10 protein-coding genes, 1 other RNA gene and 3 pseudogenes are annotated in these 10,806 nt (G+C 58.8%); 7 read left to right on the top strand and 7 right to left on the bottom strand.

The features are described from left to right. Nucleotides 1-75 precede the first annotated feature (75 nt). The gene (locus Q4B98_RS00525; RefSeq protein WP_303194679.1) at nt 76-879 is read left to right on the top strand and encodes a sterol carrier family protein; all 804 of its coding nucleotides are present in this window, start codon (nt 76-78) and stop codon (nt 877-879) included. A 12-nt stretch (nt 880-891) separates the two neighbouring features. On the opposite strand, the gene glnA is transcribed toward Q4B98_RS00525, so the two are convergent. Next, on the bottom strand, nt 892-2,193 hold the full coding sequence (glnA, locus tag Q4B98_RS00520; protein ID WP_303195532.1) for a type I glutamate--ammonia ligase: 1,302 nt from the start codon (nt 2,191-2,193) through the stop codon (nt 892-894). Nucleotides 2,194-2,297: 104 nt separating this feature from the next. Between glnA and Q4B98_RS10500 the strand changes: the two are divergent. From Q4B98_RS10500 to Q4B98_RS10495, 4 genes and pseudogenes are all read left to right on the top strand, one after another. Beyond that, nucleotides 2,298-2,369, top strand: a pseudogene (locus tag Q4B98_RS10500) (hypothetical protein); the annotation flags it as partial. Between the two features lie 432 nt (nt 2,370-2,801). After that, on the top strand, nt 2,802-3,161 hold the full coding sequence (locus Q4B98_RS00515; protein WP_303195530.1) for a hypothetical protein: 360 nt from the start codon (nt 2,802-2,804) through the stop codon (nt 3,159-3,161). A gap of 242 nt (nt 3,162-3,403) precedes the next feature. Continuing rightward, the gene (gene map / locus Q4B98_RS00510; RefSeq protein ID WP_303195528.1) at nt 3,404-4,144 is read left to right on the top strand and encodes a type I methionyl aminopeptidase; all 741 of its coding nucleotides are present in this window, start codon (nt 3,404-3,406) and stop codon (nt 4,142-4,144) included. Nucleotides 4,145-4,248: 104 nt separating this feature from the next. Continuing rightward, nucleotides 4,249-4,752 (top strand): annotated as a pseudogene (locus Q4B98_RS10495) (carbon starvation CstA family protein); the annotation flags it as partial. Nucleotides 4,753-4,851: 99 nt separating this feature from the next. On the opposite strand, the gene Q4B98_RS00500 reads toward Q4B98_RS10495, so the two are convergent. From Q4B98_RS00500 to Q4B98_RS00490, 3 genes are all read right to left on the bottom strand, one after another. Next, on the bottom strand, nt 4,852-5,052 hold the full coding sequence (locus Q4B98_RS00500) for a hypothetical protein (protein ID WP_303194676.1): 201 nt from the start codon (nt 5,050-5,052) through the stop codon (nt 4,852-4,854). Between the two features lie 16 nt (nt 5,053-5,068). After that, nucleotides 5,069-5,450, bottom strand: an RNA gene (rnpB, locus tag Q4B98_RS00495) — RNase P RNA component class A. A 54-nt stretch (nt 5,451-5,504) separates the two neighbouring features. Next, on the bottom strand, nt 5,505-6,257 hold the full coding sequence (locus tag Q4B98_RS00490) for a zinc ribbon domain-containing protein (protein WP_303194675.1): 753 nt from the start codon (nt 6,255-6,257) through the stop codon (nt 5,505-5,507). Between the two features lie 236 nt (nt 6,258-6,493). Between Q4B98_RS00490 and Q4B98_RS00485 the strand changes: the two genes are divergently transcribed. After that, nucleotides 6,494-7,234 carry an aspartate/glutamate racemase family protein gene (locus Q4B98_RS00485; RefSeq protein ID WP_303194673.1) on the top strand — a complete coding sequence of 247 codons (741 nt, stop codon included), beginning with the start codon at nt 6,494-6,496 and terminating at the stop codon, nt 7,232-7,234. 110 nt (nt 7,235-7,344) lie between these two features. Here the strand turns inward: Q4B98_RS00485 and Q4B98_RS00480 are convergent. Then, nucleotides 7,345-7,485 (bottom strand): annotated as a pseudogene (locus tag Q4B98_RS00480) (transposase); the annotation flags it as partial. A 303-nt stretch (nt 7,486-7,788) separates the two neighbouring features. Here Q4B98_RS00480 and Q4B98_RS00475 point away from each other — a divergent pair. Next, nucleotides 7,789-9,285 (top strand): aminopeptidase P family protein, encoded by a 1,497-nt coding sequence (locus Q4B98_RS00475; protein WP_303194671.1) that lies wholly within the window; start codon nt 7,789-7,791, stop codon nt 9,283-9,285. A 40-nt stretch (nt 9,286-9,325) separates the two neighbouring features. Here Q4B98_RS00475 and Q4B98_RS00470 read toward each other — a convergent pair whose 3' ends face one another. Beyond that, complete coding sequence (locus tag Q4B98_RS00470; RefSeq protein ID WP_303194669.1) at nt 9,326-10,198, bottom strand: heme A synthase; 873 nt, start codon at nt 10,196-10,198, stop codon at nt 9,326-9,328. Nucleotides 10,199-10,292: 94 nt separating this feature from the next. After that, the gene (locus Q4B98_RS00465; RefSeq protein WP_303195526.1) at nt 10,293-10,799 is read right to left on the bottom strand and encodes a general stress protein; all 507 of its coding nucleotides are present in this window, start codon (nt 10,797-10,799) and stop codon (nt 10,293-10,295) included. Nucleotides 10,800-10,806: the final 7 nt, after the last annotated feature.

The raw sequence follows: 10,806 nt of genomic DNA, 5'->3' as shown, positions 1-10,806 counted from the left end.
GTTGCCCAACATCAGTGTCGAATGGGTGTACGGTCCCTGCAACTAGTTTCTCCTAGTGTTATCGAGGTGACGATCATGGCAGCACGCGCAGAACGCGGCGTAAAGCGGTTGGCGACGACATGGGTAGCCACCGCCCGTTCGTTGCTACCGCCCCCCAAGGGCACCACCCTCGGTCCTGCGGACGCTCGGCTGGGGGGACGCCACCACATTGCTCACCTCATGGTCATCCTCACTGACACCCTGCAGACCGTCACTACCTCGACAACGGTCAGGCCGATCACTCTGGGCACAGTGATCGACGAGCGCCGTAAGGCCGCTGGGACCTTGGCGACGATCGGTCGTGAAGTCGTCGCCGACGACACCGCTACCCGCCTTGCTGACCAGGCCCAGCGTCTTCTCAGTGAGGTCGAATCGGTCCTGCTGAGCTCCCCCGGCCCCGCCGCGACAGTGGAGTCCCTCGTCGGCCCAGTCCGCGTGACCGACCACCTGCGAGCAACCCTGCTTGCCATGGTGACTATGGGGTTTTACGACGGCGTGGACATCCCGTCGGCGGCTGTCACTGAAAGCTGCCGCACGCTTGCAGCTGTTATTGACGAATCTCACGGCGGTCGCACCATTGAGCTACGGGTGCCGCCCGCCTGTGCAGTGCAGCTGGCAGCCACACAATCAGGACCTATCCACCACCGCGGAACCCCACCTAATGTTGCCGAGATGGATCCCGTCACCTTCTTGCAGTTGGCTACTGGTTTCTCCCACTGGCAAGAAATGCGCGAGGCAGGAAGAGTCCAGGCATCTGGGTCCCATGTCGACGACGTTGCGAACGTCCTGCCGGTGGTAGATATGGCTGAAAGCCTCCGCACGGTGCTTGCCGAGGACTGACCGCCCTCGTGCTCACAGGTGAGGCAGGTAACGATCCAATTCGAACTGGCTGACCTGCCGGTTGTACTCCTCGAACTCCGCGCGCTTGTTGCGCAGAAAAAAGTCGTAGACGTGCTCACCAAGGGTTTCGGCCACCAGCTCGGATTCCTCCATGCACCGGATAGCGGCATCCAAGCTCTGAGGCAACCGCTTTATGCCAAGGGCATGGCGTTCCCGAGCCGACAACTGCCAGACATCATCAGAGGCTTCCTCAGGCAAGGGCAGTTCCTTTTCAATACCGTCCAGACCGGCAGCCAGCACGAGGGAAAACGCTAGATACGGGTTAGCAGCCGCGTCGATCGAACGCAGCTCCGCCCGAGCCGATGACGCCTTGTCGGGCTTGTACATCGGAATACGGACAAGGGCCGAGCGATTGTTACGGCCCCAACAGATGTAATTGGGGGCCTCTGCCCCACCCGACAGCCGTCGGTAGGAGTTCACCCACTGATTTGTCACAGCGGTAATCTCTGGGGCGTGATACAACAAACCAGCCACAAAATGCTTGGCGATCGCGGACATTCGGAACTCGTCGGCGGCGTCGTAAAAGGCATTGGTGTCACCCTCGAAAAGGGAGACGTGGGAGTGCATTCCTGAACCCGCGTGATTGGTAAAGGGCTTCGGCATGAAGGTTGCCTTGATTCTTTTGAGGGAGGCGATCTCCCGAATGACCACACGGAAGGTCATGATGTTGTCAGCCATCGTCAAAGCGTCGGCATAGCGCAGGTCGATCTCGTGCTGACCAGGAGCGGCCTCGTGGTGGCTGAATTCCACCGAGATACCCATCTGCTCCAGGACGTTGATGGCGTCACGCCGAAAGTCGGTTCCTGCCCCCAGAGTGGTGTGGTCAAAATAGCCGCCGTTGTCCAATGGCACCGGGGATTCCCCGGGATGGTGCTCATCTTTCAGCAAGTAGAACTCGATCTCAGGGTGAACGTAGTAGGTGAACCCCATGTCGGCAGCTCGTGCCATCGTCCGTTTGAGAACATGACGCGGATCGGCCGCCGAAGCCGTACCGTCGGGGTTGGTGATGTCGCAGAACATCCGGGCGGTGCCGGTCCCCGAGCGCCACGGCAAGACTTGGAAGGTCGCTGGGTCTGGGTGAGCCACCATGTCGGCCTCATAAACGCGGGCATAACCCTCAATGGCCGACCCGTCGAAACCGACTCCTTCAGCGAAGGCGCCTTCAACCTCAGCAGGGGCGATGGCAACGGACTTCAGTGACCCCAGAACGTCGGTAAACCACAGCCTCACGAAACGGATATCGCGTTCCTCCATGGAACGCAGCACAAAATCAGTCTGCCTGCTCACCCTTCCAGTGTGCATGGCACGTGTTTCGAGCGAGTAACAAAAGTCCCGAATTATCTCGGTAGACTCCTGGCATGGCTTCCGGTCCGCAAGCAGGATGGTATCGAGACCCTGACGGTACCCCGGATCGCTATCGCTGGTTTGATGGCGAGCGCTGGACAGACAGCACCACCCACGACCCCGCACCTTCTTCACAGCACGTCAGAAAGGACAGGCGGGGCAACAATGGCGGTTCGGGCTGGGCCTGGGCGATCATCGTCGTCACTCTTGTCGTCGCCGTCATCGTTGCTCTCAGTCTGCGTCAGCGCACCTCATCCGAACCTCACGCGCAGCCCGATCTCAACTCCTCTTCCCCGACCGTCTCAGCCTGGAACGAGAAATCAAGCACGCCGTCAGCCAGCTCATCGCCAGTCGCTTGCCCACAAGGCCACGACTCGGGGAGCTCCAACGCCCTCGACGGTCGGTTACATGGCGGCGGAGTCTCGGTGGAGTCCATTCCCAACTGGAGTCCCCAAAACCTCACTTTGCCATGGGTTACGGGCCAGTCGGCTCAGATTGACGAGGTCTACCCCGGTTGGATGAGCGTATCTGGAGTGGGAGGGCTGCCGGTTGCGGAGGGATTCTCCGATCCTCAGACTGCTGCATCGATGATGATGGACTGCTTTGCCAGCTCTGACTATTACATGGGGTACACCGGTGAAAAAGAGATTCGCTCGGAAACTCTCACCGTTGATGGGCATCCTGCCTGGTGGAAGCGCAGCGAGGTTTACGTACGTTTGCCGAATCTGCCACAAGTGCGCGGCGACGTGGTTGACGTCGTCGTGGTCAACACCGGACAGACGGATTTCCTCGGAATGTACTTCAACTCAGCCACGATCGGCGACTCAAAACGTCAAGCCCTCGTCGATCATGCCCGTGAATCACTCAAGGTGGATTGACAAGCCAGTCATCATCTTCATCGTCGTCGTTATCGCCACACCGTCGCCCCCCCTACACCGAGTGCGAAGAGCCGGGAAGCACACGAGTATCGCTGCCCAGTGACTCGTACGACCTAGACTTGACCGACGTGAGTGCCATCAAGCCGTATCCCCAAAGCCCGCGTCGTCATGTCCCCGGCAATATTGCCCGACCTCCATATGTGGGACTGGGCGATGTCCCTGAAACCTACAACGGCTCCCATGTGCAAACACCCGAGACGATTGCTGCCATGGGAGAGGCCGGGAGGATCGCGTGTGGGGCCATGCACGAGGCAGGCAAGGCCGTCGCCCCAGGGGTCACGACCGATGAACTTGACCGCATTGCTCACGAGTACATGTGCGATCACGGCGCCTACCCGTCGACCCTCGACTACCGCAATTACCCCAAGTCCTGCTGCACCAGCGTCAATGAGGTCATCTGTCACGGAATTCCTGACGCTCGACCGCTGGAGGACGGCGACATCGTCAAGATCGATGTCACGGCGTACAAGAACGGCGTGCATGGCGACAACTGTTATACCTTCCCATGCGGCAACGTCGACCAGGCATCCCTGGACCTCATCAAACACACCCAAGAGTCCATGAATCGGGCGATCAAAGCCGTCAAACCTGGCCGGTCAATCTCCATCATCGGACGCATCATCGAGAACTACGCCAAACGTTTCGGCTACGGAGTCGTGCGCGACTACACCGGACACGGAGTCCATAGCGCCTTCCATTCCGGTCTCATCGTCTTTCACTATGACGAACCGCGCTACGACGTCACCCTGGAAGAGGGCATGACCCTCACCATCGAGCCGATGCTGACTCTCGGAGACCAGTCCAATCACCAGTGGGATGATGGGTGGACCGTCCTCACCAACGACGGGTCCCGATGCGCCCAATTCGAACAAACTCTCGTCATCGAGAAGGGCGGGGCGCGCATTCTCACAACACTTAACTGACCGAATACCGCTCTGGCAAGCCCTGGGACTGTTTTACTCAGGGCTTCATTGCGCTCAGGTAGGGGGACCCTTCCGCCGCACGTGAACTCCCGGGTAACCTCACGACTGTCAATGGCATTTGGTTCGTTTTTGCGGCGGTCGGGTCGTACTTCATCGGCTATCGGTTCTACGCTAAGTACATTCAGGACAAACTCGTCCATCCCGACGATGACCGCGCCACTCCGGCCGAGTATGAGTACAACGGTCGAGACTTCGTGCCCACGGATCGCCGTATCCTTTACGGTCACCATTTTGCCGCTATCGCCGGCGCTGGCCCTCTCGTCGGACCGGTGCTCTCGGCCCAAATGGGCTACCTGTCAAGCACGATCTGGATCATCGTCGGCGTCTGTACCCTCATTGTTATGATCGTGGCCTGTATCTGCACCGTTCAGGCGCTGCGCGGCCACAACATCACCAACACCGAGGACCCGGCCAAACCGTCTCGTCTCTTCGCCCCCAGTGGCCTCATCGCCAACAAGGCTGAAAAGGACCTCCAGGCCGAGTGGGATGAGTTCTGGCGCGACCAATGTGACCGTCAGGACCACAATCCGCAAGCGCGATGCTGCTAGTCCAAGTGGCCGGACCTTTCCGTATTTGACGGGAAGGCCCGGCCAATTCTGCGCGCAATGTGATCGGCTCGTGCGAATATCCCCCTCAGGGGCCTCACGTCACTTGAACAAGTCTCCGAACCGAATCGTCGTCTTCCGATAAACCTTGTGGTAGGCGGCTCGACGCGGATCTCGCAACCATCCCATCCCCTTACGGCCATAGCCAGGAATGAGAGTGCGTTTAACGATCCTTGTGACTCGACCGCGTGTCCTGGCCGAGATGGACTTGGACAGGCTGGGGGTGCGAATACCGAGCTTCATAGACTCGATGATAGAGGGAACGAGCCATCCTGTAAGCCGGGTTCTGTGGCCCATCCGGGCCGGCGATCATCCATCTGTGAACACCATTGCTGGCGTCCTCCAGCCTTTCGGCTGCGCAGCCTACCCGGACGCTCGGGCGAGCAGCCCTCAAACACGTCCGCGACCTCACGGTCTTCTTGGCCTTGCTCCGGGTGGGGTTTGCCATGCCGTCACCGTCACCGGTGCCGCGGTGGGCTCTTACCCCGCCGTTTCACCCTCACCGGCCCGAAAGCCGGCAGTTTGTTTTCTGTGGCACTTTCCCGCAGGTCACCCCGGGTGGGCGTTACCCACCACCCTGCTCTGTGGAGCCCGGACTTTCCTCGACAACTCACGGTTGCCGCGATCACCCGGATGGCTCGTCCGACCGCTAATTCTACGGTCACCGACCCATCGTCGCCACACCCGTAGATGTCTCAGAACGATTCTCCAGTGCGCACCAGAATGCGATCGCATTCTTCGCAACGCACAACATCGTCTTCAGCGGCTGCGGCATAGCTGCGCAGATCATCCGGATTTGCAGCAATGCCACAACCTTCGCATACCCCGTGGACGAGCTGCGCGCAGCCCATTCCGGTGCGTTCACGCAGTAGCTCATACAGTTTCAGAAGATCTGTCGGGATACCGCCGACCTGGGTCTCACGCGACCGGCGCAACTCGACCAGCTCGTCGTCGATCCCTTTGAGGCTGGCATCACGAGACGCCAGCACGGTACGAATGTGACCATCCAACTCGATACGACGACGATCGGCGTCAGCGTGAGCGGCTTCGGCATCCTCGACGGCCTGCATCGCTTCAAGCTCGGTGTCTTCTAGCCGGCTGATCCGCCGCCCCAGGTGTTCGATCTCCTCAGTCAGCCCCTTCAGCGCCTTGTGATCGGTGATGGTCCCAGAATCAATCGTCTTCTGGTTACGCTCCATGCGAGCTCGGGCCGGCTGGAGATCCCCTTCAATACGTTCCTGCTCCATCTTGGCGTCCGACAGGGCGGTCGACTTGGCGACGACCTCCTCAGCGAGTGTTCGACGCTGGACTGCGAGATCTTTGAGTTCGGCCAACTCAGGCAGGGTCTGACGACGGTGCTCCGCCTGAGCGATCAGACGGTCAGTCCGTGCAAGATCGAGAAGCTTCCACTGATCCTGTGCCGCGGCTTTCACACTGACCTCCTGCATTCCTGGCCCGGTACCGCAGGCCCTGTTGACATGTGGGTTCAGCCTACCTTCCGTCGCTACGGTGTTGTGCGTGATGAGCGGCTTGTCTGACGGGCACACTTCATGCCCCCTACCAAACATCCTCGTGACAGCCACCCGTTGACGATCGCCACCTCATGCGCACTCCCAGCCGGCCCAGGCGTCAACGAATGCTGGGGTATCCGGGATGCCTACCATGAGCATGGAGCGACGTGTACGTGCGCTTGACCATCCCCATGTTGCCACCTGAAGAAAAGTATAATTATATAAAGCTAAATAAAACAATGGATCTCCAAGAGGATGCATACATGGCGAATCCAACAATCGCAGTAATGGCAGGCACGCATATAGATACAGAATTTGGTGCTACTTTAGCCCGGAACTTAACAGACCATATTATCTCTATTCCGATTTCCAACACCCCGGAAGAACAAACCCTATTTCAGACGATGGATGACACACGTCGACTCCAGAAAATAAGGGACGTAATCTCTCAGCACAGTGACATTTCTTGTTTGCTAGTGTACTGCAATTCTTTAAGCGGTTCAGTAGATTTTAAATCCTTATCAAAAGAATGTGGCATACATATTATCACCCCGCTGGATTTTTACAGCCACATCGCCACTCAGTACACTTCATTCGGTATAATAACCGCGAACGCACAGGGCAGTGCAGGGATAGAAAAGAGCATCCTAGACGAGAACGCCAGAGCTAGAATCTATTCCATTTCTAACTTGGATTGGGTAGACGCAGTTGAAGCTAACGCCACTCCCGCAAGTATCTACGAGGAACTTGGCCTACGTGAAGCAATCGGAGTTTATGAAAAACTACAGGTAGATTGCATCGTTTTAGGCTGCACGCATTTCCCTTATTTCCAAGACTACTTACAGGAACAGACAAAGCTAGCCTGCATAAGCCCAGACCAGTACATTCTGAACGAATTAACAAAATGCCTGTAAATCCCGCTCTCCCAGTTGCCATACTGGCCCATCAGCATGAGGGTGTAGATAGGGTTTGAATCCTCCGGCTTTCAGCAGTGATCTGGCGGTGTTGCGGAATCCCAGGGTTGCAGCTGTTGCTGAGCCCGACACCGGTCGAGGGCCTCACCAGCGAAACGGACCACATGGAACGAATCCATCACCGCAACCGCTTCAAGCACCTTTTCGGCGGCAGCGGTTTTATAGTCGGTGAACTCGCCTATCGCCACAACCCCACCAACACTGCCAGGCCCAACCGCCCACCCCCTCAACTGCGAACAGCCCAGAAAGAATCGAAACAGCAGCGCCCACAGAGCATGGAACGCACTTCACTTTTCAAGCATAATTGTGGCGTCATGAGGCATACCCATTTTAAAACACCAATCAGCAAAAACTAACTATCTCGCATTTTCCCGGGCTTGATACTCGGCCTTTATCTGTCGTTGCCAGCCCCGTTTCGTGGTCAGCGTGTAGTTTCTTGTGACTTAACCTATACTTGAAGCCATACTCATCAATTACCGGAGGTCACGACACATATGACCGAGACGAGGTCGTCAGATCTGAACGAACAGGTGAAGCAAGCCGAGGAGCAGAAGGTCCCCAAGCGTCAGACCCCATTCTCCAAGGCCTTCGTCGAGTTCATCCCCACGGACTGGGCCCCCTACCCCGACAAGCTTCCCGAACCCCTCGGCTCTATTCCCTCGGCCACCGCCCACCGTGACGCCCTGGCCGCCCGTTTCGACGGGGACCGCCTGGTCATTCCCGCCGGCCACCTCATGCGTCGCAACAACGACTGCGACTACCCTTTCCGCCCCAACACCGCTTTCGCCTACTACTCGGGTCTGGGTACGGATCGGGAACCCAATGCGGTACTCGTCGTCGACACCACCGCCGAGACCCGCGACGTGCTGTATTTCAAGCCGCGTGCCCCGCGTACCGATCGCGAGTTCTACGCCGATCCCACCTATGGCGAGATGTGGGTTGGCAAGCGTGAGTCCTTGGAGGAAATGTCAGCCATGACCGGGCTGACCTGCCGCGACATCTCTCAGCTCAACGACGCTCTGTCGTCCGGCGACGTGACGGTTCGTGTCATTCGTGACGCCGACGAGAATGTCACCACAACCGTCGACTCCCTGCGCCCCAAAGGGTCAGAACAGGACGACGAGGAGCTGTATGAATTCTCCTCAGCGGCACGTTTCTGCAAGGACGACTGGGAAGTCGAGCAGCTGCGCGACGCCTGCCGCAAGTCCAAAGTCGGATTCGAGTCGATGATCGCCGAGATCCCGGAAGCCGTACGAAAGGGGCGCGGCGAGCGATGGATGGAAGGCACCTTCGGAAGGATCGCCCGTCACCTCGGTAACGAGGTGGGCTACGGCTCGATCTGCGCCGCTGGAGACCATGCCAACACCCTGCACTGGGTGCGTAATGACGGAGACTTGCGACCGGGCGAGCTCATCCTCATTGACGCCGGTATTGAGGTCGATTCCCTGTACACGGCTGACATCACCCGCACCCTGCCGATCTCGGGCACGTTCTCCCCGGCCCAGCGTCGTGTTTACCAGGCGGTACTGGAAGCCCAGGATGCCGCTGCTGCCGTCGCCAAGGTCGGTCACGACCACGCCGAGATTCACCAAGCGGCCATCCGCGTCATCTGCGAGTACCTGCACGAGTGGGGCATTCTGCCTGTCAGCGTCGAGGAATCCCTCTCCCCCGAAGGCGGCCAGCACCGTCGTTGGATGGTCCACGGCACCTCCCACCACCTCGGCATTGACGTCCATGACTGCAACCAAGCACGTCGTCAGGACTACTCCGGGCCGCTCAAGAAGGGGATGTGCGTCTCCGACGAGCCGGGCATCTATTTCAAGCAGACCGATCTGCTCGTCCCCGAGGAGTTCCGAGGTATCGGTGTTCGTATCGAGGACGACCTGTGCATTACGGATGGTGAGCCTGAATGGCTATCCAAGGATTGCCCGCGTCAGATCGACGAGGTTGAAGCCTGGATGGCCGAGATCTGGGGACGCGCCTCCCACTGATAACCAGCTATCCGCCAGGACGGTGCGCAGTTGCAGGATTTCATCCCCTGGCGCTGCGCATCGTTGCCGTCATGGTCAGGCAAAGGATGAGGACGGCCGGAACCGCGTGCAGGGTTCCTAGACCGTGATTCGACCCATTGACAGCGATGAGCACCCCGGTAACGATTTCGATGACGACAAGCACCGCGCACAGAGTGTCCCAACCTGTGCGACGTCCCCAGCGAGCCACCAGAAAGGCGATCGCCAACAGCATTCCAATGCCAGAACTCGTCTGCTGAGCCACCCAGCCAGCGAGCGGTCCGTCGCCAGCCCCGCGCACGAACATCGCCCACCCCATACAGCGGGTCAACGATCCGGAACCAGCGACCTGGACCGCGAAGAAGTGGCCGATGACGAGGAACACCACAGCTCCCATGCCAAGCTTCGTCCGCTCATTCCAGATCCACGGGGAGCGCGGACTGTGGGCAATGAAGAAGGCCCGCCACATCGCACCCATCGAAATGATGGCTGCCAGCAGGTCGAAGGAGGCTTCGACGGAGTTGATACCCCATTTGATCGTCATCATGCCGAAGACCCCAGAGATCAACGCGCCCACTAGGGCAACGATTGGCAGTACCACAAGTAACCGGTCGACCCGCCGATACACAATTCCGGCAATGACGCTCGCAACGGCGAACAGACCGACTGACGCTGAGATGACGCGGTGAATGAACTCCACCCATGGCTGGGTGGCATCCACAGGAGTCAGGCGCCCGACGTAGCACCCGGGCCAATTCGGGCACGACGCCGACGCATCCGTGGCGCACACTGTTGATCCCAGCGCAAGGGTTGCAGTGATGACAACGGCGGTAATGGCGAAGAGGACCACCACACCTTTCGGCACGGCGTTTCTGACAGAGACGGGGTGGGTCATGGATATCCTCGCAGGTCGTGGTTGCCGTCGGTCAAGAACGTCCACGATCCTGCCACCACCGTCGGACTCATCCGTCAGCGGGTCCCGGAGATGATTAGCTCTGGAAAGCCTTCGCCCTCATGAAGGACATCTCGGAGACCATTTCCCGGGCCTTGGCAGCCACCTTATGCTCGGCCAGCACCTCGTAATGGGTCGCGACAACCTGCTGAACAGAATTAAAATCTCGCCGGCCACCCGACATCGCATATGTGATAGCAGCCGTAATCATGCCAATGACGACGCCCACGAGCAGACCTGTTAGCAGAACCGCGAAGAAAGCCTCCCCCGGGGTGAACAGCAACATCATCAAGCCGACCAGCAGACCCATGCCGAGCCCGGAGACTGCTCCCTGCCCAAGTACCGATCCCCAGGTGCGACGGCCGATGACTCGTTCCATCGTCTTGAGGTCAGTTCCGACGATGCACAGGTTCTCGACCGGGAACTCCTTGTCCGACAGCGTGTCAACAATCTTTTGGGCGGTCTCGTAATCGTCGACCACCACCACCGACTGCGGGTAGTCAAGATTGAGCATGGAACTTGCCCCACCCGGCATCACGTTCATCGTCACA

Origin of the sequence: Cutibacterium sp. (assembly GCF_030525615.1) — a bacterium.
Lineage (GTDB): Bacteria > Actinomycetota > Actinomycetes > Propionibacteriales > Propionibacteriaceae > Cutibacterium.
This window is presented reverse-complemented; position numbering and strand designations above follow the sequence as displayed.

Bases quoted from the DNA above. Each gene is read 5' to 3' on its own strand.
- Q4B98_RS00525 (WP_303194679.1), top strand. From the start codon at position 76: ATGGCAGCACGCGCAGAACGCGGCGTAAAGCGGTTGGCGACGACATGG.
- glnA (WP_303195532.1), bottom strand. From the start codon at position 2,193: ATGGAGGAACGCGATATCCGTTTCGTGAGGCTGTGGTTTACCGACGTT.
- Q4B98_RS00515 (WP_303195530.1), top strand. From the start codon at position 2,802: ATGAGCGTATCTGGAGTGGGAGGGCTGCCGGTTGCGGAGGGATTCTCC.
- Q4B98_RS00500 (WP_303194676.1), bottom strand. From the start codon at position 5,052: ATGAAGCTCGGTATTCGCACCCCCAGCCTGTCCAAGTCCATCTCGGCC.
- Q4B98_RS00490 (WP_303194675.1), bottom strand. From the start codon at position 6,257: ATGCAGGAGGTCAGTGTGAAAGCCGCGGCACAGGATCAGTGGAAGCTT.
- Q4B98_RS00475 (WP_303194671.1), top strand. From the start codon at position 7,789: ATGACCGAGACGAGGTCGTCAGATCTGAACGAACAGGTGAAGCAAGCC.
- Q4B98_RS00470 (WP_303194669.1), bottom strand. From the start codon at position 10,198: ATGACCCACCCCGTCTCTGTCAGAAACGCCGTGCCGAAAGGTGTGGTG.
- Q4B98_RS00465 (WP_303195526.1), bottom strand. From the start codon at position 10,799: ATGAACGTGATGCCGGGTGGGGCAAGTTCCATGCTCAATCTTGACTAC.